Here is a 22,655-nt window from a genome sequence, read left to right on the forward strand (position 1 = left end):
GTCCGTCGTCAGTCCTGCACCGGCACGAGCGTCTGACGGTCCACCGCGTCCGCGCGCACCGCCGCCGGGGAGTACGGCCAGGGGAACTGCCGGCCCTGCGCCCACGCCTCGAACTGGTCGTCGTAGTGCTTGCTCGCCGGGTGGCCGGACGTGCCGGTGAGGTTCACCCAGGTCGAGGAGTCCAGGTCGCCCAGGTCGACGACCATGCGCATGGACGGCGCCGACGTCACGCCGTACGACCCCGTGGCGGCGTCCCAGCTGGTCGCGTCGACGATCGACGAGCCGCCACCGACCCGCTGCGGCGCCGGGTTCACGAGCCGGTGCAGCATCCGCGGGACGCCGTCGCCGCCGAGGACGGGGTGCTGCGGCGCGGCCGTGTGCAGCAGGCCCCACTGCCAGTCGTCCGTGCGGCTGCCGAGCTGGGCGGTGAGCTGGCGCCGAGCGGACACCAGCGCGCGGGCGAGGACGTCGTCCCGCCCCTCCACGACGCCCGGCGTCGAGCGGTCGTCCCACCACGCGGACGTGGGGTCGTCGAGCATGCCCCGGACGACCTCCAGCCAGCGGGAGTCGCCCGTCGGTGCGTGCCCCTCCGGCAGGTCGTCCGCGAACGTCAGCTCGAGCACCTCCGCCCACACGGCGGCGAAGTACATGGCGCCCGCCGAGTCGACGTCCATCTTCTGGTCCCAGTCGCGCAGCAGCTGCTGCCCGACGCCGTCGAACGGGTCCTCGACACCCACCTCCAGGAGGGCCGGCAGCAGCACCTGCGCGTACGGGCTGCGCTGGTCCGTCTGCAGCTCGGCCACCGCAGCGACGTCGAGCGCTCTCCCGGACCCGATCCGCTCGGTCAGCAGGTCCCGGACCCGCTGGCTGCGGTACCCGTAGTCGGTGTCCTCCGCGAGGAACGGGCCCACGCCCAGGGGGGTGACCGCCTGGTTCGCCGCCACGACGAAGCCCTCGGGCGGGTCGAGCAGGCGCGGCATCGTCGCGGGATCGACCCAGCCCTGCCAGTCGTAGCGCGTGTCCCACCCCGGCCGGGGCCACGTGCCGTCGGACGGCACGGGCCCCGCGACGGCACCGCGCACCGGGATGCGCCCCGGCGCCTGGTAGCCGATGTGCCCGTCGGTCGTCGCGAACACGATGTTCTGCGCCGGCACCTCGAGCAGCGTGGCGGCGGCCGCCACGTCGTCGGCGTCCTGCGCCGTCATCATCGCGAAGATGGCGTCCCCGGTGCGCCCCGGGGTGAGCGCCGTCCACGCCAGCGCGACCTCGAACCGCAGGCCCGGGGCGTCGTCGGGGACGGGCGCGCGCTGGACGTCCGGGAGATCGAGGACGTCGGACACGATGGGGCCGTGGCGGGTGCTGCGGATCTCGATGTCGACGTCGTCGCCGCCGGCGACCTCGATGGTCTCCGTACGGACGTCGAGCGGCGTGCGCTCGCCGTCGACCAGCGCCTCGCCGTCCTCGACCCGCTCGAGGAAGAAGTCCGTCACGTCGGCACCCATGTTGGTCAGGCCCCACGCCAGCTGACCGTTGTGGCCGATGACGACGCCGGGCAGACCCGCGAGCGAGAACCCCGTCGCGTCGAACGGGCAGGCGTCCGTCACCTCGGCGCAGCGCAGCCCGACCTGGGACCAGATGCCGGGCGCCGAGATCCCCATGTGCGGGTCGTTGGCGAGGATCGGCTTGCCGGACGCGGTGTGCTCGCCTGCCACGACCCACGAGTTCGAGCCGACGCCGTCACCCTCGCCGATGAGGTGCGGCACGGCAGCGAGCGCGCGGTCGGCGGACGCCAGCGCGTCCTGCAGACCGGCGTCGGACAGGTCGAGGTCCGTGGTCGAGGCGACGGAGAACGCGGCCGAGGCGGCGTCGGCCGCGGTCACGACGGGCAGGTTGCGGTCCTGCGGGTACGGCGGGAACAGCTCCTCGACGCGCGCGACGTCCTGGACGAACCGGTAGGTCTGCGCGCGCGAGAGCTCGCGGTCGTAGTTGGCGCGCAGGTCCCACGCCATGGCCTTGAGCCACGCGAGCGAGTCGATCGGGTCCCACGCCTCGGGCGCGTCCTGCGGGACGCGCAGCCCCAGGACCGTGTACTCCATCGCGATGGAGCCCGGGTCGCGGTCCTCGAGGTACGCGTTCACGCCGTCGGCGTACGCCTGCAGGTGGTCCCGGGTCTCCTGCGACAGCAGGTCCCACTCCTGCTCGGCCACGCGCCGCCAGCCCAGCGTGCGGATCACCTTGTCCGCCGCGACCGCGACCTCGTCGTCGCCGACGAGCTCCGCGAGCCGTCCGGCGGTGACGTGCCGGCGGTAGTCCATCTCGAAGAACCGGTCCTGCGCGGACACGTAGCCCTGCGCCAGGAAGAGGTCGTACGGGGACTCCGCGACGATGGTCGGCACGCCGCGTGCGTCGCGCGTCACCTCGACGTCGGCCGCGAGCCCGGCGATCACCTGGGTGCCCTGGACGTCCGGCAGGGGGCGCCGCACGACGAGGGCGCTCACGACCGACGTGACCAGCAGCGCGAGCACGACGGCGGCGGCGATGACGACGAGCGCGGCTCGCATGCGGTGGCGACGGGTCACGGTCGAAAGGCTACCCGCGAGCACGCTTGACGGTGGCGCTAGAGTTGGCACTCGGATCCTGAGAGTGCCAATGGCGGCCATCGACACGCGCCGACCGGATGGTGCGCTCGGTGGACCGACGACGGGTCGTGGCGTCGAGGACGCCGGCCCGTCCGGGACGGCGGACACCGACCTCCCGGCGGCTGCGGCACCCTCAGACAGCTTCGAGACTGCCGGGGACGCCCGGCGACGACGATCGGGAGTCACCTTGCCCACCTACGCCTACCGCTGCACGGCCTGCGAGCACTCCTTCGAGGTCCAGCAGTCGTTCACCGACGACGCACTGTCCGTCTGCCCCGAGTGCGAGGGGCGCCTGCGCAAGGTCTTCTCGACCGTCGGTGTCGTGTTCAAGGGCTCGGGCTTCTACCGGAACGACGCCCGCAAGGGCGGCTCGGGGTCCGGGTCCAAGTCGAGTACGTCGACGTCGTCGAGCCCGTCGACGTCCTCCGACTCCTCGACGTCCACGTCGTCGAGCTCCGCCACGTCGTCGGGCACGTCCGGCACCTCGTCCTCGGGGTCCACCGGCTCGTCGAGCACCACGACGACGTCCCCGGCGGCCGCGTCCGCCTGACGAGGAGGTATGCCGGGCCTGTCCCCCGACGCTCCGGGTGCGGGTCGGCACGAGCCGACCACAGGCCCTGCCGTGCCACGCCCCGTCCCCAGGACGGGCAGCCGCCGCCCGGGCGCGGTCGGACTGCCCCTAGCGTCGCGACATGGCCGTCCTGACAGCTGCGAACCCACCCTCGCGACGGGAGGGCCTCCGCGAGCCCCTGCCCCCGCCGCTGGCCGCCGCCCGCGGCCCCGCGCGCGTGCGGGCACGGGCGGCCCTGTGGCGGTTCCGCTTCGCGCTGGCCGCGGTGTGCCTCGGCGTCGCGGCTGCCGTCACGCTCCAGGCGCTGCGCCCGCCGACGCCCCCGACCGTGCCGGTCGTCGTGCTCGCGCACGACGTGCCGGCGGGCACCGCGCTGGCCGCCGGCGACCTGACCGTGGCCGACGTCCCGGCCGGTGCGGCACCCGACGGCGCCCTGCGCACGACCGACGACGCGCGCGGCCGCGTGACGGCCGTGGACCTCCCCGCACGCCTCCCCCTGACGCCCACGCTCCTCACCGACACCGTGCTGGCGGGCCCGGCGGGCACCGTCGTGGTCGCCGTCCGGCTCGACGACCCAGCCGTCGCGGACCTGCTGGAGCCGGGCCTGCACCTCGACCTCGTCGCCGCGCGCCTGGAGGGCGGCCCGGGCGAGACGGTGGCACGCCGCGCGCTCGTGCGGCCGGCCCCCGACGGGGACGCACCACCCGGCGGGCTGCTCGGTGCCGCGCCGACCGGTGACGGACCGCCCGTGCTCGTGGCCGTCACGCCCGACGAGGCGCTGCTCATCGCGCAGGCCTCGGTGTCGTCACGCCTGGTGGCGGTCGTCGTGCCATGATCGGCTGAGGACGCCCGACATCGACGCAGGCCCAGGAGGTCCCATGTCCGGGAACGGTCGCGAAGGTCTGCGTGGCGCGAGCCACCGGATCAGGTCCGTGGGTGACAACCCGCGGGTCAAGGGGCTGGCGAAGGTCGGCCAGGGGTTCAAGGACTTCATCTCGCGCGGGAGCGCGATCGAGCTGGCCGTCGGCGTCATCGTCGGGGCTGCGTTCGCCCAGGTCGTCGACGCCCTCCAGAACGCCTTCATCAGCCCGCTGATCGGCTGGGTGTTCGGCAAGCCGAACCTCGACAACCTCTGGAACATCGGGCCCTACACGTGGAACGAGGACATCGCGGCGACGGCCCAGCCGATCGCGGTGGGCGTCATCCTCAACGCCCTCCTCCAGTTCCTCATCACCGCGGCCGCGATCTACTTCCTCATCGTGCTGCCTCTCAACTCCCTGGCCGCACGCCGCAAGAAGGGCCAGGAGGACGAGCCCGCCGCCCCGGCCGAGGACATCCTGCTGCTCCAGGAGATCCGGGACCTGCTGTCGCAGCGGCTCACGCCGGCGATCGTCAACGACACGACGGACGCCCCGGGCGGACCGGGGACTCCCCAACCGCCGCCGCCCGCACCGGCCGGACCTCCCAGCATCCCGCCGGGGGCCTGAGCACCCGTGGTCCGAGCACCGCGGCTGGTCCGAGCACCGCTGCTGGTCTGAGCACCGCTGCTGGTCCGAGCGCCGCTGCTGGTCCGAGCACCGCTGCTGGTCCGAGCACTGCGGCGTGAGCACACCACCGTCCGAGCACGGCTCCTGAGCTGCGGGCCTCTCGGCCGCGGCAGGGTGCTCGCGTGCACCCCGGTGCCTCACCAGTGCGGGGGCTTCTCCCGGCGCAGCCGCTCGTCGTTCGACGAGGGCTCCTCGCGGCCCCAGCCGCGGTCGGAGTCGTCGGCCGACCGCGTCGCACGCCAGAGGTCGCCGGAGTCACCTCCGCCCGCCGGGGCCACCGACACGTCGGGCACGCCGCGGACCCCCGGGCCACCGGCGGAGTCGCCGGGACCCGGGCGCGCGGCCGCGTCCCCGGGAGCCGGGCGGGCCGCCGCGTCGCCGGGACCCGGGCGCGCGGCCGCGTCGCCGGGGGCGGCGGCAGGGTCGCCGGGGGCGGCGGCAGGGTCGCCGGGGGCGGCGGCAGGGTCGCCGGCGAGCGCGGACGGGAACGCCGGCAGCGTCGTGAGCAGCACCGAGTCGTCGGTGCCGACGGTCCCGGACTGTCGCACCGCCCGACGAGGACGGCGTGGTGCACTGCTCATGGAGCCGATCCTCGCACTGCCTGTCGCGGGCGCCCTGGGCCGACGGCCCCGCGACCGGTCCCGAGGGGTGGGACGACCCCGTCACGAGACCGCGCTGGGGCGAGCCTCGACCGCCCTGACGACGACTCAGGCCGGTCTCGCGGTGCGCGCGTCCCGTCCGGTGGGACGGCACTCAGCGCCCGCGCGGGTCCCGGTGTCAGCTGAACGCGCGGATGACCGCTGCGCGGACAGCGGAGTCGACGCGGTGGCTGCGACGCGTGACACCGAGCTCGGCGCGCAGCGCATCGGCCAGCTGGTCGCGCGTGCGCTGCGCCCCGTCGGACCTCAGCCAGCGCACGAGGTCGTCCAGCTGGTCGTCGCTGTACGCGTTGATCGGCAGACCCGCACGCACGTCGGGGCGCGGCGTCGTCGGCAGCGGCAGCGCGAGCTGCTCACCCGTCGACTGGGTGTCCACCAAGGACTCGGTCTGCGGCACCGCGACCGCGCCCGGGGCCTCGCGCGTACCCACGGACGGAGTCCCGCGCGACACCGACCCGGTCGCCGCGGTCCCGCCGGCCGCTGCCGCCGACGACGCCACGACCGGCATCACGCCGGTGGGTGTCCGCACGACGGGCGCGGCACCCGTCCGAGTGCGCTCCACCGGCGTCGCGTCGGTCGCCGGCGCCACCACCGGCATCGCGCCGGTCGCGGGCGCCACCACCGGCGTCGCGTCGGTCGCCGGCGCCACCACCGGCATCGCGCCCGTCGCCGGTCGCACCACCGGCAGCGCACCGGTCGGCGGGTGGGTGACGTACGGTCGGACGGGCCTGCTGTCCTGGTCGTCGACGGCGTGGGGCACCTGCGGGGCGGCCGTCGGGGCCGCCGCGGCGGCCTCGGGCCGGCGCTCCACGAGCGCCGTGTGCACGACGCGCCGGATCCGGTCGACCTCGGCCTGGGGGTCCAGGAACGCGGCGGCCGACCAGACGCGCACGACCGACCAGCCGAGGTGCGCGAGCCGGTCCCCGACGAGCCGGTCACGCACGCGGACGCTCGGTTCACCGACGTACGTGTCGTCGTCGGTGAGCACGGCGACGAGCATCTCGTCGGGCAGGTCGGGGTGTCCCACGACGAGCGGGATGCGCGCGCCGCCGGGGACTCCGTGGTCGACGTCGACGAGCAGGCCGTGCTGCCAGAGCCGCTCGGCCAGGTCGAGGACGAGCCGGTCCGGGTCGGGACCACCCGTCGGGCGGTCCTTCGTCCCGTGGCCGGCGCCGTGGGCGCTGCGCTCGGCGGCGAACCGCAGGACGTCCGCCAGCAGCCGGGGGCCGGGGCCGCGGAGCCGGTCGGGGTCGAGGTCGTCGCCGCCGAAGCACGCGACGACCGTCAGCCGGTGCCGCGTCGAGCCGAGGGCGTCGAGCAGGAGCGCGTCGCCGCCGACACGGCTGACGGGCCCGAACGTGTGCAGGACCCGGCGGTGAGGGGTGCGCCCCAGGCCGAGGGAGAAGATGACCGCGTCGCGCCGCAGGCCGCCGACGTTGGTGACGTCGACCACGACGAACGGGTCGGCGCGCCCTGCGTCGAAGAACGTGGCCAGCGCCGGGTTGTCCCGCACCTCGGCCAGGACGGTGTCGCGCACGGCGTCCGCGTGCCGGTGGGTGAGGGTGACGACGGCCAGGGACTCGTCGGGGTGCTGCAGCACGTGCTCGACGACCAGCTCGAGGACGCGCTCCACCTCGGCGGACGTCGAGTCGACCATGCTGGACGCGGGATCGGGCATGCCGGTGCCGTCGACCGTCTCGAGCGAGACGAGGGGCCGGGAGTCCGGCAGGGGCGTCGGCACCAGGACGCCCTCGTACCCGTGCTCCGCGAGGAACCGGGTGAGGTACGGGTCCCGGCGCGACGCGTCCGCCTGCAGCGCGACCGACGGCAGGACCGCCGCGAGCTCGCGCACCGCGCTGCCCGACGCGCAGCGCGCGTCACCCACCACGACGACCTGACGGCCCCGGGCGATCGCGGGCAGCGCCGCCTCGACCGGCAGGTGCGCGGCGGCGTCGACCACCACGAGGTCGACGGTGCGGGTCGCGGGCAGGACCTGCGAGACGAGCATCGGGCCGGCGACGAGCACGGGACGCAGCCGTCGGGCCAGGTCCGGGTACCGCGCGACGGTGTCGCGCAGCGACGTCATCCGGTCCTCGACCAGCTCCGCGAACAGCCCCTCTGCCTGGTCGCGGTGCGCCCGCACGGCCGCGGCGATGCGGCCGATCGCGGCCGCGAGCACGGGCGCCGTGCGGCTGACGACGTGCCGACGGTCGAGCGTGGCGTACCGCGCCGACAGCTCACCGAGCGCCGCTCCGTCATACCCGGCCAGCGCGGGGTCCGCAGCCAGCACGTGCTCGAAGACCGTGCTCCACCAGGCCAGGTCCAGCTCGGCGGGCGCCTGCGCGGGGTCCGTGCGCCGTGCCGCGAGGTCGTCGACCAGGTCGCCCAGGCCCGCGGCCCGCAGACCGTGGAGCAGCTGCGTGCGCTCCGGCAGGGTCTCGAGCGCGGCGGCACCGGAGCGCAGCCGTGCGAGCCGCTCGCGCAGCTCCTCGAACGGCGTGGCGGACAGCCGCCCGCCCAGCGGCGTCGTCGCGAGGACCTCCGCCACACCCTCGACGTCCTGCCGCACCGCCGCCTGCTCGTCCTCGATGACCTCGAGGCTCTCGGGGAGACGCGGCCAGCCGCCCGCGGGGCAGTGCGCCTGCCACACGTCGCGACGCTGCTGCACCTCGATGAGCGCGCCGTGCAGGTCCGCGACGGGGCGCCCGGGACGCAGCATGTCCTTGGCCTGCTTGCGCAGGCGCCGGCGCACCCAGAAGCCCATGGGGATGCCGTGCTCCTCGCGCCACTGCTGGGTGGCGGTCGCGGCGACGAGGTCCGCGGCGGTCCGCTCGAACACCATCGGCTGGAACACGTCGAGCGACGACCGCACGCCGTCGAGCATCTGGAGCTGCTCGGTCCACTGGTCGAGGGTGGTGGCCCGCGTGAGTCCCGTCTCGTCGGCGACCTGCGCGACGCGCTGGACGAGCAGCGGGAGGGTCACGTCGAGGAGCCGGTCGAGGCGGCGGCGCACGACCTGGGCGTCGGCGGCCGTGCGCACGTCGGCGCCGTACCAGGGAGTGTCCTGCGGGCGCAGCGAGAACGCGCCGAGCTCGCCGGCGCGCACCAGGTCCCGCGTGAGCCGCGCGCGGCGGTCCGGGTCGAGCGCGCGCGCGACGTCCGGGCTCAGCCGGACGGTGGTCGAGGGGGTCGGTCGCGTCGCGGTGAGGCGTGCCAGCTCCTGGAGCGCGTCGTAGGCGGATGCACCCCAGGGCTCGCGGGGCGCGTGCAGCGCGTCGACGTAGCCCCGCAGCCGCTCACGGTGCTCGACGAGGGGCGCGCGCACGGCCTGCACGGCGTCCGTGTCGACGACGGGCGGCTCCAGGGTCATCGCCCCGAGCAGGCGGCGCGCGGCGGCGCTGCGCCAGCCGGCGTGCGGCTCGACGTCCAGCACGATCTCCCCGAGCCCGAGGCGCCGGAGCCGGTCCGCGAGGGACACGGCGGCGCGACGGTGGCCCGGCACGTAGAGCACCGTGCGCCCCTCGGCGGCCGCGTCGGCGACGATCGCCGCCAGCGTGCCGGTGACGTCCGAGCCGGTCGGGGCGTCGACGAAGACGTCGGTGCCCGTGGCGACGACGTCGAGGACGTGCTGCTGCGCGGGGTCGAGGTCCCCGACGCCACGCTCGAGCGCGGGGTCACGGTCGCCGACGACGGGTGCCGGCAGGGGCACCCGCAGCGCCGCCCGGGCGTCGTCGAGCCCGGCGAGCGCCCGCACGACGTCGTGCCGCTCGAGCGTCCCCGACAGCTGGTCGAGGTCGTCGACGATGACCTGCCCGGGGTGCACGAAGGTCCCGACGACGACACGCTCCACGAGCGTGAAGTCCTCGAGCACGGCCTCGCCCAGGGACGCCAGACGCTTGAGCGCGCCGCGCGGGTCGAAGCCCGCCCCGGTGAACGTGCCGCGGGCGACCGCGGCCGGGTCGAGCAGGGCGCCGTGCCCGCGCAGTGCGCGCGCGAGGACGGGGTTGACCTCGATGGACGGCTCGAGCTCCAGCTCGTAGTCGCCCTCGCCCGAGCCGCGGGCGCGCAGGCCGACGGGCCGCAGGAGGACCGGGGCGCGGACGGTGCGCACGGCGGCGTCCTGCCCGTCGGCACCGGGGGTGCGACCGGCGGGCGTGCGCTGGTGCCGGGTGACGTGCGCGAGTGCGCCGACGTCGTCGGACGCGAGGTCCGCGCTGGACCGGTCGGTCCAGGTGGCGACGCCGATCGCGAGCGACGTCGAGGCGATGCCGTAGCGCTGCGTGTAGGCCGACGCGCGGGCGCTGACGGCGCGTGCCCGACGTCGGGCGCTCGACAGCGCGCCGGGTTCCCGGACGAGGTTGGACAGGCGGGTGGACCGACCGGCGAAGAGCTGGGCCATCCCGGACGGGTGCGCCGCCGAGAGGTCGAGCGCCGCGTCACCGAGCTGGTCGACGTCGGCGAGGGTCGAGGCACCGGCGGCCTCCACGAGAGCGGCGCGCCACGTCACGACGGCGCTCTCGAGGATCTCGGCGGGCGACGGGGGCTCGACGAGCGCCACGGGCGGGGCCTCGGCGGCGTCGGTCCGCTCGGACGTGGCGGCGTCACCCTCGGCGGGTGGCGTGGCGCCGGCCGGGTCGGTCCCCGTGACGGGGGTGCGCGCAGGAGCGGTCATCTTGGCACGGTAACCGCGCGACGGGGCGATCCCGGGGCGGCCACGCCGTGCCCGTGCGGGTTGCCTCCGGACGGGTGGCGGCACGCGGGTGCTCCGACCGTCCGGGCGCGCTGCACCCGCTCCGGAAACGACCGACGGGACGCGCCACTGGGGCACGTCCCGTCGGATCCGAAGCTAAGACGGTGCGCACCGCGCAGGGGGCAGGCGATACGCACCGTCGGGTTCAATGATGCGCCATCTTCGACAGTTGGTCAACTGTCCAGGCACCTCCGGAAGGTGAAACTTCACGGACTCTTCCGACGCCACGGCGCATCTCGGGCGGCCCGACCCACGGCGTCGGAGGGCGCCGCGCCGACCACCTACCCTGGGCGAGGACCACGGACGGAGGAACGGGATGCGGGGGCGCAGTGCGGCCGCGATCTGGGGCGTCGCTGCCGTCACGTACCTCGTCGCCGTCGTGCACCGCACGGCGCTCGGCGTCGCCGGCGTCGAGGCGATCGACAGGTTCGCGCTCGGTGCGACGGGACTGGCGGTGTTCTCGGTCCTGCAGCTCACGGTCTACGCGGTCCTGCAGATCCCCGCCGGGCAGCTCCTCGACAGGTTCGGCCCCCGGGCGCTCATCGTGACGGGCTCCGGCGTGATGGCGATCGGCCAGGGCCTGCTCGCCGTCGCCGACGACGTCCCGACCGCGCTGGTGGCGCGCGCCCTCATCGGCGGTGGCGACGCCGCCATCTTCATCAGCGCGTGCCGGCTCATCGCCCAGTGGTTCCCGGCCCGGCAGGCGCCGCTGATGGTGCAGGTGACCGGGCTGGTGGGTCAGTCCGGGCAGATCGTGTCCGCGCTCGCCGTCGCCTGGGCGCTGCACGCGCGCGGCTGGGGCGTGACGTTCGGGCTGCTCGCCGCGGCCGGTGCCCTCGTGACCGTCGCCGCCGCGGTCGGCCTCGACCGGCACCCCCCGAGCCCCGCCGACGGCCCGGCACGCGAGCGGTTCGTGCCCTCCGTGCGCGCGGCCGCGTCACCCGCGGGCACCCGGCTGGGCTTCTGGTCGCACTTCCTGACCCCCTTCTCGTTCAACGTGGTCGCGATGCTCTGGGGGGTGCCCTTCTTCGTCACCGCGCAGGGCAGGACGCCCGCGGAGGCGAGCATCCTGCTCACCGCGATGACGTTGTCCGCCATGACGGCCGGCCCGCTGATCGGCCGGTGGACGTCGCGCCACCCCCTGCGGCGCTCCTGGGTCGTGCTCGCCTCCGCCGTGGCCACCCTCGCCGCCTGGGTGTGGCTGCTCACGCCCGCCACACCGCGGCCGTTCGCGCAGCTCGCGGGGTTCTGCGTGGTGATCGGTGCCGGCGGCCCGGTGTCGCTCGTCGGCCTGGACTTCGCGCGCACGTTCTCGCCCCTCGACCGGCTCGGCACCGCCACGGGCTTCGTCAACACCGGGGGCTTCACCTCGACGATCGCCGGGGTGCTCGCCGTCGGAGTCGTGCTCGAGGCCGTCTCACCCCCGGGCGCCACCGTCTACTCCCTGGACGCGTACCGGCTCGCGTTCGCCGTGCTGCTGGTGCCGTGGGTCGTCGGCGTCCTCGGCGTGCTGCACAGCCGGCGCCGGACGCGCGTCGCGCTGACCGAGGCCGGCACACCCGTGCCACCCCTGCGTGAGGCGCTGCGCCGCCGACGGTCGCCCTGACGCCAGCCGGCTCTCGCCCCGTCCGCCACCGGTACGGGCGACGCGACGCACGCGACCAGCCCGATAGGTTCGGGCGATGGACCCGGTGGATCCCGCGCTCGCCGGCGTGCGCGCCTACCTCAGCCACCTCGACGGGTGCGAGGTCGCCGTCCGGACCCTGTCGGGCGGCGAGTACGTCGGCCCGCTGTCGTGCCTGCTCTCGGGCAACGTGGTCTTCGTCGGGCCGTCCGGCGCAGCGCCGTGCATCCGGATCGACGCGGTCGAGTCGGTGCTGCTCCTGCGCGGCGAGCCGGGCCGCTCGGGCTGAGACCGCCGCGACGCCCGCCGCGCCGCCGACCCGGGACCACCGCAGGCCCCGGGGCGGCGACGTGAGCCGGCAGGCATCGTGAGAACGCTCCCCCGTCAGATCGCCTTGCAGCAGGGCGAGGCGACCACGACGGGCGCGGCCGACGCGGCGGACGCTCCGATCAGACCGGAGAGGGCGACGACGACGGCAACGGCGGCAACGGTGAGCTTGTTCATGATGGAAACCCCTTCGGGACAGCAGTGCCGGGCTGTCCGGCACTGCTGGCATCGTCCCCATGGGGATGTCGTGACCGCAATGACTCAGCCAACTCCGGGGTAGACGCGCCCAGGTCCGGCGTCGCCCGGGCGTGTCGCGCACGGGTCCCGCCGCCTGCTTGCTCCTAGGGGTGCGTGGTCCCCACGCCCGCGGCGTCGAGCGCCCGCCGGTACGCCTCGGCCACCGCGGCACGGTCGTCCCCGGCAGCCCGCAGCCGGTCACCGAGCCGGCGCCACGCGACCGCCGCCGGACGACCCGCCGGGACGAGGTCCAGGCGGTCCGCCACCTGCCGGTACGCCTTCACCGCTGCCGACCGCTCGCCGGACGCCAGCAGCGCGTCGCCCAGCGCCTCGTGCGCCGCGGCGGCGTCCCGCCGGTCACCGGCCGTGAACATGTCCGACGCGCGCGCGGCGTGCACGAGCGCCGCACGGTTCTGCCCGAGCAGCAGCAGGGCGCGCGAGCGGATGGTGGCCGCACGCGCCAGCTCGACCTGGGACTCGCCGACCTCGAGCGCCGTGGCCGCCGCGTCGAGCTCCACCAGCGCCTCCCGCGGGCGCGCGGGGGTGGCCGCGAGCAGGAGGTGCGCGAGGTCGAGCCGCAGCCGCGGCACGTCGCGCTCGGCCTCGTCGCCACCGGCGATCGCCAGCGCCGCACGCAGGTGCCCCAGCGCGTCCTGCGCGTCCCCGAGCGCGTCGTCGACGAACGCGAGGTTCCAGTGCACCGACCACACCGCGCGCGCCGATCCGTGGACGAGGGCGCGGGCGAGCAGGTCCCTGCCGCGCACCCGGGCGTAGGTGACGTCACCGCGCGCGACGTAGGCCCAGACGAGTGTCGACTCGAGACGGAAGATCTCGTCGGTGCCTGCCGCGCCGGTGGCGAGCGACGACAGGTGTGCCTCCCCCGCGCGGACGGCACCGTGCAGGTCGCCCAGCTCCGTCAGCGTCATGACCAGGCGGGTCGCGGCGTACGCGGCCTGCTGGGGACGGTGCCCGACCGTCAGCCGCCGCGTGGTGTCGGCGAGGACCTCCGCCGACGCCTCGAGGTCGCCCGCGACGTCGAGCGCCTCCGCGTGGGCGAGGAGCACCCGCGCGCTCTGGTCCACGTCGAGCGACTCCAGCTCGACGGTCGCCAGCTCGTCGACGGCCTCGGTCGCGCGACTCGCGCGCAGCAGCTGGCGCGCGCGCACGACCGACGCCTCGGACGCCAGGTACGCGGGTGAGCGCTCACCCTGCTCCAGGTACGTCGTCGTGACCCCCAGGGCGCGCGCGAGCCGCTCGAGGGCTCCGTCGCCGGGGCCCCGCACCCCGCGTTCCAGGTGGGACACGTAGCTGGGGTGCATGGACGCCGCGCGGGCGAGCTCGGCCTGCGACAGACCGGAGCGCTCGCGGGCGTCGCGGATGCGTTCACTGACAGGATGCACGGACTCACGATAGGGACCCGCCCTGCCGCACGGAAGAGGGGCCCCTGAACTCCCGTCACGGCGACGGTGACGCCCACCCCGCGGCGTCGCGGGGCGCCTGCGGCGGTCGGGGGCCGGGGAGGTGCCCCGCGGCACCTCCCGGCGTCGGGAGCGCGGCGGGGAACGACGGCGGCGCGGGCGCCGTCACGAGCCGCAGGTCGGCCACCCCCGTGCGTCGGACCAGCACCTCGACCAGCCCGACGTACACCAGCGTCGCGACCGTCGACTCCGCGAGCACGTCGAGGGGGATGTCGACCAGGTCGAGGTCCGCGAGGCCCACCGACCCCAGGCCGAAGACGAGGACGTTGTTCACCACGTGCGCCGCGGCGGCCGCCTCGAGACCACCCGTCCGCCACACCAGCCAGCCCATCGCGAGCGCCCAGACCGCGGTGTCGACCATCGCGAGGTTGACGTAGGTGTGGCCGAGGACGAACAGCGGCACCGGCAGGACGATCGCGAAGGCGGGGTGCCGCAGCCACGCCCCCACCGTCTGGACGAGGTACCCGCGGAACACGACCTCCTCGGCGACGCACTGCGCGGGCACGAGCAGCACGACGAGCACCAGGAGCGGCCACGTCGCGTCGTCGACGCGCGGCTGCCACGGGGAGCCCTCCGCCACGGCCCGCACGACCGCGATCGTCTGGACGACGACGGTGAGCGCCACGGAGAGCGCCAGGCACCGCGCCGCCCACCCCCAGCGGACGCGCCCGGTGACGGAGGCCAGCAGACCGACGGGCCGCGCACCCAGCAGCCACGTCGCCACGAGGACCGCGGGGAGCATGGCGATGATCGTCAGCATCCCGAGCGCGAACGCGAGCGGGTCGCGCAGGTCCAGCACGTCGAGGCCCGCCAGGGTCTGCAGCCCGTCGGGTCCCGACGCCACGGCCGCGACCATCGTCAGCACGCTGCCGACCGCCAGCATGACGACGTAGAGCGCCAGCGCGACGACGCCGACGAGCAGGGGGCGCCACCACCGCGACCCCGGACGGGTGCGTCCCAGCCGGTGGTAGGCGTAGGCGCCGGGCGCCTCACGGGGGTCGACGACGACGTGCGCGCTGCTCACCGGTCCATCGTGGCCGCAGCGCGCAGGACACGCATCGGTCGCGCGACCGAGCACCTCGGGAATGCGCTGCGCCCGCCGGGGCGCGTGCCCCTACGATCGCCGGATGCTCGACGAGACGTGGGTGGAGCACCGCCGCAGCGGTGACCGTGAGCTGCTGGGCTGGGTGCGGCCGTCCGGCGACGGGTTCGTCGCCGTGGACCGGCTCGGGCGTGACGCCACCGGGCCCGTCGACTGGACCGACGCCGAGGACGCGCTCGAGGAGCGCGGGCTGCACTGGCTGGCCGACCTGTGGCAGCTCACGCGCGAGGACGGCACCGTGCTGCGGGTCCGGCTCGTCGAGGTGAGCCCGGCACGGGTGGTCGTGCGCGTCGACGACATGGACGCGGCGGACGAGAGCGCCGTGGTGCGGCACGAGCTGCCGTTCCCGGCGCCCGCGTCGCTCGTGCCGTTCGCCGGTGACCCGTTCACGATCGACCCGGGACCGGCCGGCTGACGCGGGGACGACCCGAGCGGGGCGCGGCGTGAGGGGGTCGTCCGTGCGACCGATCCGGCGGGCCCGCCGGTCGACCTAGCATCACGTGGTGACCACGACGCCCGCCGCCTCCGAGGCGACCCCGAGCCGGGCGCGGCGCGTGTGGGCGCACACGTGGCGGCTGCTGATCGCGGTCGGTGTCGGCGGCTCGTCGGGGCTCCTGGTCTACGGCCTGGGTCTGGGCCCGGACCTCCAGGAGATGCCCGAGCCGATCGTCCGCCCGACCGCGGCGACGTGGTTCTTCGTCGACGTCCTGTGCCTCCTGGTGTGCGCGCCCCTGTACGTGGTGCGCAAGCGTGCACCCCTGGTGATCACGGGCATCATCGTCGTCCTGGGGTCGTTCTCGCTGTTCTCCGCGGGCCTCGTGATCTTCGCCGTGGTGTCGCTCGCGACACGGCGGCAGTGGCGGGAGATCGGCGCGGTCGCTGCGCTGTGGTGCGGCGCCACCCTGGTGAGCGAGCGCGTGCTGAGCCAGTGGGTCATGGCGTCGGAGCCCTTCCCCGGCCAGCGCGCGTGGGCGGTCGCGGCCCAGCTCGTGTTCAGTGCGCTGGTCGTGGTGACCGGGATGTTCATCGGGGGCCGGCGCGCGCTCGTGGCCTCGCTGCGCGAGCAGGCGGCGATCGCGCGCCGCGAGGCCGACGCCCGCGACGACGGCGCCCGCGCAGCCGAACGCAACCGCATCGCCCGGGAGATGCACGACGTGCTGGCCCACCGCCTGTCCCTGGTCGCCCTGCACTCCGGCGCCCTGGAGTACCGCGCCGGGCTGGACCCCGAGCAGGTCCGCGAGACCGCCGCCGTCGTGCGCGAGAACGCCCACGAGGCCCTCGGAGAGCTGCGCGAGGTCCTGGGCCTGCTGCGCGACACCACCGCCACCGACGAGCAGTCCCGCCCCCAACCCACGTTCGCGCAGGTCGACGAGCTCGTCGAGGGCACCCGCGCCGCCGGGTCCCCCGTCACGTTCGTCCTGGACCGCGTCGGCGAGGACGACCTGACCCGCCTGCCCGTCTCGACCAGCCGCCACCTGTACCGCGTCGTGCAGGAGACCTTGACCAACGCCCGCAAGCACGCCCCCGGCGCCCCCGTGCACGTGCGCCTGCACGGCGCCCCCGGCGAACGCATCACCCTCGAGGTCACCAACCCCGTCCCCGACACCGCACCCCCCGCCCCCCTGCCCACCTCCGGCTGGGGCCTGACCGGCCTGGCCGAACGGCTGCGGCTGACGGGCGGCGAGCTCGACGCCGGGCGGCGTGCCGACGGGACGTTCATCGTGCAGGCATGGCTGCCCTGGGCGGCCCCGACGGAAGGACACGCGTGACGACGACGGCGGCGGAGCAGATGACGGATCAGGCGGTGCGACCGACGGTGCGGGTGGTGCTGGTCGACGACGAGACGCTGGTGCGGGTCGGCCTGCGGCTCATCCTCGGGGCGGACCCGGCCATCGAGGTGGTCGGTGAGGCCGGCGACGGGCTGGACGCGCTCGACGTGGTGCAGCGGACGTCGCCCGACGTGGTGCTCATGGACATCCGCATGCCGCGGCTGGACGGCCTCGCCGCGACGGAGCGGCTGCTGGCCGCGCAGCCCGACGCGCGCGTGGTGATCCTCACGACGTTCGACACCGACGAGATGGTGCTGGGCGCGCTGCGCCTGGGGGCCGCGGGGTTCCTGCTCAAGGACACCCCGCCGGCGGAGATCGTCCGCCACGTCCTCGACGCGGGCGCCGGCCGCACCACCCTGTCGCCGTCGGTGACCGACCGCCTCATCGCGTCGGTCACGCAGCGTCCGCGCGACGAGCGTCGGACGGCCGCACGCGCACGCCTCGACGACCTCACCGACCGTGAGCGGGACGTCGCCCGGGCGATCGGGCGCGGCCTGTCGAACAACGAGATCGCCTCGGAGCTGTTCATCACCGTGGCGACCGTGAAGACGCACATCAGCCGCATCCTGGAGAAGATGCCGGCCGACAACCGCACCCACATCGCGATCTGCGTGCACGAGGCGGGTGACGTGTGAGGTCGACCGCGCGACTGGTCCGCGTCACTCGCGGCGCACGCGACGTGCCCGCATGACCAGCCCTGTGGGACCGCCGCGGCCCAGCCGTGCGCGGCGCGTGTGGGCGCACACGTGGCGTCTGCTCGTTGCGGTCCCGGGCGGTCTGCTCGTCGGCCTGATCACCTACGGGACGGCCCTCGAGGCCTACCCCGCGATGGAGACCAGCGTGCGGGCCGCGGTCTGGTTCGCCCTCGACGCCCTGTGCCTGATGGTGTGCGCCGTCCTGTACGTCCTGCGGCGCCGCGCACCGCTCGCGGTGACAGGCACCGTGGTCACGATCGGCTCGTTCTCGTCGTTCTCCATCGGGATCACGACCCTCGCGGTCGTCTCCCTCGCGACGCGGCGGCGCTGGGCGGAGATCGTGCCGGTGGCGCTCCTGTGGTTCGGCGCCTCCCTCGTCGGTGAGCGCGCGATCAGCACCTACGTCACGGACCCGGGCGGGGAGATGACCCACCTCGACCTGACGGTGGTGGCCGTGCAGGTGGTGTTCGTCGCGCTGGTGGTGGTGACGGGGATGTTCATCGGGGGCCGGCGCGCGCTCGTGGCCTCGCTGCGCGAGCAGGCCGCGATCGCGCGGCGCGAGGCCGACGCCCGCGACGACGGCGCCCGCGCCGCCGAACGCAACCGCATCGCCCGCGAGATGCACGACGTGCTGGCCCACCGCCTGTCCCTGGTCGCCCTGCACTCCGGCGCCCTGGAGTACCGCGCCGGGCTGGACCCCGAGCAGGTCCGCGAGACCGCCGCCGTCGTGCGCGAGAACGCCCACGAGGCCCTCGGAGAGCTGCGCGAGGTCCTGGGCCTGCTGCGCGACACCACCGCCACCGACGAGCAGTCCCGCCCCCAACCCACGTTCGCGCAGGTCGACGAGCTCGTCGAGGGCACCCGCGCCGCCGGGTCCCCCGTCACGTTCGTCCTGGACCGCGTCGGCGAGGACGACCTGACCCGCCTGCCCGTCTCGACCAGCCGCCACCTGTACCGCGTCGTGCAGGAGACCTTGACCAACGCCCGCAAGCACGCCCCCGGCGCCCCCGTGCACGTGCGCCTGCACGGCGCCCCCGGCGAACGCATCGCCCTCGAGGTCACCAACCCCGTCCCCACCACCGCACCCACCGCCGCCCTGCCCACCTCCGGCTGGGGCCTGACCGGCCTCGCCGAACGGCTGGACCTCACCGGCGGGGAGCTCGAGGCGGGGCGGCAGCCGGACGGGACCTTCGTCGTGCGGGCGTCGTTGCCCTGGGTGGTGCCCGCCGACGAGCACGCCACGACGTCGTCGGGCGTGTGATGCGGCCGCGCCCGTCGAGGACGACGAGGAGGACGGGCGCGGCCGCGGTTCAGGGTGCCGGACGCGGTCCCGTCTGGACGATCCCCACGACCGCCCACGGCGGCAGGTCGAGGTCGATCTCCAGGACGCCGTCGTCCGACGCGGTGAGCGTGCGACGCAGCAGGCCGTCGGCCGCGTCCCGCAGCGTGGCGGTCTGCGGGAGCGTCAGGTTGACCGGCTCCCCCATCGCGTGCCACGCCTCGGCCACGTTGCCGTGCTCCCAGTCGAGCTGGGTGACGTCGAACGTCGCCCCCGCGGGCAGCCCGGCGACGGTGTGCTGCACGCGCCGGTGCGTGCCGACCCCGGCCAGGCCACGCGCCGCGGCGTAGGTGTTCTCCGACCTGACGGACCGGCCGCCCATCTCGTCGGGGTAGTGGTGCAGGACGCCCGCGACGCGGCCGGTCGCGGTGTCGCGCGTCAGCACGCCGTGCGGCAGGTCCGCCAGGACCTCGTCGCCGAGCTGCGCGAGCATCGCGAAGGCGTGGAACGTCGGCTTGTGCAGGCCCTGCTCGTTGACGAGCCCGAACCCGCCGTGGAACGGCCCGAGGCCCGCGCCGCCCTCCTCGAAGACGTCCGTGAACGTCCAGTACGAGATGGAGTCGGCGAGCTGGGCGCAGCGCAGGTAGGCGCGCGTGATGTACGTCGCGGCGAACAGCGTGTCGTGCGAGCGGTCGCGGCTCGACGGCGAGGTCGACCACTCGGTGATGTGGACCTCGGCGTCCGGGTAGGGGCTGCTCGCCAGGATGCTGCGCAGCAGCGTGAGGTCGTCGTACGTCGCGTCGACGTAGCGGCTGATCTCCTTGGCGCCTCCGCTGGGCGTCGCGGCGTAGTCCGTGGGGTACAGGTGCGCGGTGACGAAGTCGACCGGCAGGTCGCGCTCGGCGCACCACGCGAGGAACTCCTCGATCCACACCGGGCGCCAGTCCAGGGCGTCGGGGTCCTCGGCCTCGCCGGTGGCGATCGACGCCGTGCGGTCCTCGTACTCCCCGGCGTAGCGGGCGTCGGGCACGAAGACGCTGGTGGACGGACCGCCGACGAGCAGCCGCTCGTCGATGGCCTTGATGGCACGGACGCTCGCCTCGTACAGCTCGAAGTACTGCGTGCGGGTGCCGGTCCAGAACAGCGGGACCAGGTTCGGCTCGTTCCACACCTCGAACCGCCACTGCAGCACCTCGTCGATGCCGTAGCGCTCGATCCAGTGCCGCACGGTGGCCGACACGAGGTCGGCCCAGCGGCCCATGTCGGTGGGCGGGCTGCAGTGCGCCTTCCACCAGAACAGCGTCTCGGTCTGCGTCGCCAGGTCGCGCGGCATGAAGCCGAGCTCGACGAACGGCCGGGCGCCCGTGGACAGGATGAAGTCGAAGACCTTGTCGACGTAGCCGAAGGTGTGGACCGGCTCGGCCAGCGGGGTCGGGGGGCCGAAACCGCCACCGCCACCGTCGTCGCCGCGGTACACGAACATGTCGTCGTGGAAGAGCCCGTGGAACCGCACGTGCCGGGCACCCAGCACCTCGACGGCCTCACGGAAGTGCGCCTGCCAGTCCGCGCGCAGCGCCTCGTTGGCACGGCCCGCACCGACGCACTCGTTCCACACGTGGTGCAGCGCGCGGCCGTCCGGCGCCGACCCGTCGACCGTCAGCGGGCGGGCGCTGTCGTGGCGCGCGGGGTCCATGACGTCTCCTCGTCCAACGGCGAAACTGTTTCGCACCGATCGGGTTACCGGGCGCGACTGTACGGGTGCTGCTCGGGGCGGTCAAGGCGGCATCGTCGCGTCGCTGCCCGGCACCCACCGTCCACCCGCGACATCGAAACAGTTTCGATGAGGAGGTGCCACGATGGCCCGTCGTCAGCCGTCCCCGGTACGTCGAGCTCGCCACCACGCTCGTGGTCCGGGAGTCGACCGCACCCGCACCCGCAGGCCGTGCGCGCCCGGGCCCGGGCAGGCATGCTGCTGGCGTGCCCACGTCCACCACGCCCCGTCCGACCGTCTGCGTGCTCGCACCCACTCCCCACCTCACCGTGACCATCGAGGCGGGCGCGGGCGCGTCCGCCGAGCCCGACCTGCACGTGCACCCCGGCGGGCAGGGGCTGTGGGTCGCGCGCATGGCGGAGTCGCTCGGCGCCGACGTCGTGGTGTGCGGGCCGTTCGGCGGGGAGACCGGCACGGTCGCCGCGTTCCTCGCCGAGTCCGAGGGGCCGCGGGTCCGGCGCACGCTCGCCTCCGGCGGCGCCGGCGGGTACGTGCACGACCGGCGGGAGGGCCAGCGCGCCGAGGTGGTGCGCGTCGCCGCGGCGGCCCTCGACCGCCACGAGGTGGACGACCTGTACGGCACCGTCCTCATGGAGGGCCTGGAGTCCGACGTGGTCGTGCTCACCGGCGCCGACCCGGCCGACGTGGTCCCCGCCGACCTCGTCGGACGTCTCGCCACAGACCTGCGCGCCGCCGGGCGCCGGGTGGTCGCCGACCTGTCGGGCGACGCCGCCCAGGCGTTCGCCGCCGCGGGTGGCACGGTGCTGAAGATCAGCCACGAGGAGCTGCAGGACACCGGCCTGGCCACCAGCGACCGCGTGCCCGCGCTCGTCAAGGCCGCCCGCCGGGTGCTCGGTGACGCTCTCGACGCGGTCGTCGTCTCGCGCGCCGACCAACCCACCCTGCTCGTGACGGCCGACGACGTCCTCGAGGCACGGGCGCCCGAGCTGTCCGTCGTCGACCACCACGGCGCGGGCGACTCGATGACCGCCGGCCTGGCGGTCGCGATCGCGAGCGGTGCGGACCTGGCGCAGGCCGTGCGCCTCGGCGTCGCGGCCGGGGCGCTCAACGTGACCCGGCACGGCCTCGGGACCGGTCGGCGCGAGCACGTCGAGCGGCTCGCGCAGGACGTGACGCTCGAGTCCCGCGGCTCCGGCTGACGGCGCGCCCGCCCCGCACCCCACCCGACGACCCCCGGAGGACACGTGCACGTGCTGGTGACCAACGACGACGGGATCGACTCCCCCGGCCTGGCGGTGCTCGTCGCGACCGCGCGGGCCGCGGGCCACGACGTGACGGTGGCGGCCCCGGCACGGGAGTACTCCGGGGCGAGCGCGTCGCTGCACGGCGCGCAGGAGGACGGCAGCCTCGCCGTCACCGAGCGCACACCGCCGGGCGTGCCGGACGACGTGCCGTCCTACGCCGTGGGCGCCGCCCCGGCGCTGATCGCCTACTACGGCGCGTTCGGGGCGTTCGGGCGCCGCCCGGACCTGCTGCTGTCGGGCGTGAACCGCGGGCAGAACACCGGGCACCTGGTGCTGCACTCCGGCACGGCGGGTGCCGCCATGGCCGGCGCGCTGCACGGCATCCGTGGCATCGCGGTCTCGCTGGCGAGCTCCGCCCCCCGGCACTGGGACACCGCGGGCGCCGTGCTCGCACCCGTCCTGGCGTGGGCGCAGGAGCACGCCCCGACCGACCGCGTCCTCAACCTCAACGTGCCGGACCTGCCGCCCGAGCGCGTGCGGGGCCTGCGCCGCGCGCCGCTGGCTCGGCTGGGTGCGGTGCAGGCCACGGTCGACCGGACCGGTGGTGCGCTGCGCCTGACGTACGCCGACGTCGAGACCTTCGCCGGTGCCGACGCCCGGACGGACGAGGAGATCGACCCCGACGCCCCGGGTCCGACGGGTGAGCTGCCCACCGACTCCGTGCTGCTCGCGCACGGCTGGGCGACGCTCACGCAGCTGCGTGCGCCGGCCGACGACCCCGACGCGCCGCTCCCGTCCTGGGACGGCCCACCGCCCGCGCGATGAAGCAGGCAGAGACCTGCACCGGCGTCCGCTTGCGCCTCGCGGACCGCGACGTAGCGTGAACGTCAGGTCAGGGAACGGCCGCTCGGCCCGCCGGACGCACCGGCACGGCAGCCAGTG

At 75.3% G+C, this 22,655-nt stretch carries 17 protein-coding genes; 11 read left to right on the forward strand and 6 right to left on the reverse strand.

The annotated features are described in order from the left end of the window. Positions 1 to 8: 8 nt before the first annotated feature. Complete coding sequence (locus IR158_RS14900) at positions 9 to 2,579, reverse strand: penicillin acylase family protein (RefSeq protein ID WP_291814198.1); 2,571 nt, start codon at positions 2,577 to 2,579, stop codon at positions 9 to 11. A gap of 247 nt (positions 2,580 to 2,826) precedes the next feature. On the opposite strand from IR158_RS14900, the gene IR158_RS14905 reads away from it, so the two are divergent. The 3 genes from IR158_RS14905 (at position 2,827) to mscL (ending at position 4,697) form a co-directional block, all read left to right on the forward strand. Beyond that, a complete protein-coding gene (locus IR158_RS14905) occupies positions 2,827 to 3,189 on the forward strand; it encodes an FmdB family zinc ribbon protein (protein ID WP_291814199.1) in 363 nt (120 codons plus the stop codon). A 142-nt stretch (positions 3,190 to 3,331) separates the two neighbouring features. After that, positions 3,332 to 4,045, forward strand: coding sequence for an SAF domain-containing protein (locus tag IR158_RS14910; protein ID WP_291814200.1), 714 nt, complete (start codon positions 3,332 to 3,334; stop codon positions 4,043 to 4,045). Positions 4,046 to 4,088: 43 nt separating this feature from the next. Next, positions 4,089 to 4,697: a large conductance mechanosensitive channel protein MscL gene (gene mscL / locus IR158_RS14915; RefSeq protein WP_291814201.1), complete on the forward strand. Its 609-nt coding sequence runs from the start codon at positions 4,089 to 4,091 to the stop codon at positions 4,695 to 4,697. 197 nt (positions 4,698 to 4,894) lie between these two features. Here mscL and IR158_RS14920 read toward each other — a convergent pair whose 3' ends face one another. Further along, entirely contained in the window at positions 4,895 to 5,305 is a 411-nt protein-coding gene (locus IR158_RS14920; RefSeq protein ID WP_291814202.1) for a hypothetical protein, read from the reverse strand. 229 nt (positions 5,306 to 5,534) lie between these two features. Continuing rightward, positions 5,535 to 10,088 carry a hypothetical protein gene (locus IR158_RS14925; RefSeq protein WP_291814203.1) on the reverse strand — a complete coding sequence of 1,518 codons (4,554 nt, stop codon included), beginning with the start codon at positions 10,086 to 10,088 and terminating at the stop codon, positions 5,535 to 5,537. 394 nt (positions 10,089 to 10,482) lie between these two features. On the opposite strand from IR158_RS14925, the gene IR158_RS14930 reads away from it, so the two are divergent. Both IR158_RS14930 and IR158_RS14935 read left to right on the forward strand, forming a co-directional pair. Continuing rightward, the gene (locus IR158_RS14930) at positions 10,483 to 11,772 is read left to right on the forward strand and encodes a nitrate/nitrite transporter (protein ID WP_291814204.1); all 1,290 of its coding nucleotides are present in this window, start codon (positions 10,483 to 10,485) and stop codon (positions 11,770 to 11,772) included. 76 nt (positions 11,773 to 11,848) lie between these two features. After that, positions 11,849 to 12,079, forward strand: a complete 231-nt coding sequence (locus IR158_RS14935; protein ID WP_291814205.1) for a hypothetical protein — start codon at positions 11,849 to 11,851, stop codon at positions 12,077 to 12,079. Positions 12,080 to 12,458: 379 nt separating this feature from the next. Here IR158_RS14935 and IR158_RS14940 read toward each other — a convergent pair whose 3' ends face one another. Both IR158_RS14940 and IR158_RS14945 read right to left on the reverse strand, forming a co-directional pair. Beyond that, positions 12,459 to 13,754, reverse strand: coding sequence for a helix-turn-helix transcriptional regulator (locus tag IR158_RS14940; RefSeq protein ID WP_291814206.1), 1,296 nt, complete (start codon positions 13,752 to 13,754; stop codon positions 12,459 to 12,461). A 55-nt stretch (positions 13,755 to 13,809) separates the two neighbouring features. Continuing rightward, positions 13,810 to 14,856, reverse strand: coding sequence for a type II CAAX endopeptidase family protein (locus IR158_RS14945; RefSeq protein ID WP_291814207.1), 1,047 nt, complete (start codon positions 14,854 to 14,856; stop codon positions 13,810 to 13,812). A 103-nt stretch (positions 14,857 to 14,959) separates the two neighbouring features. On the opposite strand from IR158_RS14945, the gene IR158_RS14950 reads away from it, so the two are divergent. The 4 genes from IR158_RS14950 to IR158_RS14965 all read left to right on the forward strand — a co-directional run bounded on the left by IR158_RS14950 (position 14,960) and on the right by IR158_RS14965 (position 18,719). Beyond that, a complete protein-coding gene (locus tag IR158_RS14950) occupies positions 14,960 to 15,349 on the forward strand; it encodes a hypothetical protein (protein ID WP_291814208.1) in 390 nt (129 codons plus the stop codon). 88 nt (positions 15,350 to 15,437) lie between these two features. Beyond that, complete coding sequence (locus tag IR158_RS14955) at positions 15,438 to 16,703, forward strand: histidine kinase (protein WP_291814209.1); 1,266 nt, start codon at positions 15,438 to 15,440, stop codon at positions 16,701 to 16,703. Continuing rightward, entirely contained in the window at positions 16,700 to 17,398 is a 699-nt protein-coding gene (locus IR158_RS14960) for a response regulator transcription factor (protein ID WP_366928450.1), read from the forward strand. The genes IR158_RS14955 and IR158_RS14960 overlap by 4 nt, the downstream gene beginning before the upstream one ends. Before the next feature lie 52 nt (positions 17,399 to 17,450). Further along, positions 17,451 to 18,719, forward strand: coding sequence for a histidine kinase (locus IR158_RS14965; protein ID WP_291814210.1), 1,269 nt, complete (start codon positions 17,451 to 17,453; stop codon positions 18,717 to 18,719). Positions 18,720 to 18,768: 49 nt separating this feature from the next. On the opposite strand, the gene IR158_RS14970 is transcribed toward IR158_RS14965, so the two are convergent. After that, positions 18,769 to 20,430 carry a beta-xylosidase gene (locus IR158_RS14970; RefSeq protein ID WP_291814211.1) on the reverse strand — a complete coding sequence of 554 codons (1,662 nt, stop codon included), beginning with the start codon at positions 20,428 to 20,430 and terminating at the stop codon, positions 18,769 to 18,771. 284 nt (positions 20,431 to 20,714) lie between these two features. Between IR158_RS14970 and IR158_RS14975 the strand changes: the two genes are divergently transcribed. Next, complete coding sequence (locus IR158_RS14975; protein ID WP_291814212.1) at positions 20,715 to 21,668, forward strand: PfkB family carbohydrate kinase; 954 nt, start codon at positions 20,715 to 20,717, stop codon at positions 21,666 to 21,668. 45 nt (positions 21,669 to 21,713) lie between these two features. After that, positions 21,714 to 22,538: a 5'/3'-nucleotidase SurE gene (locus tag IR158_RS14980; protein ID WP_291814213.1), complete on the forward strand. Its 825-nt coding sequence runs from the start codon at positions 21,714 to 21,716 to the stop codon at positions 22,536 to 22,538. The last annotated feature ends 117 nt before the right edge of the window (positions 22,539 to 22,655 follow it).

The sequence above is a fragment of the Cellulomonas sp. genome, from assembly GCF_015234515.1.
Lineage (GTDB): Bacteria > Actinomycetota > Actinomycetes > Actinomycetales > Cellulomonadaceae > Cellulomonas.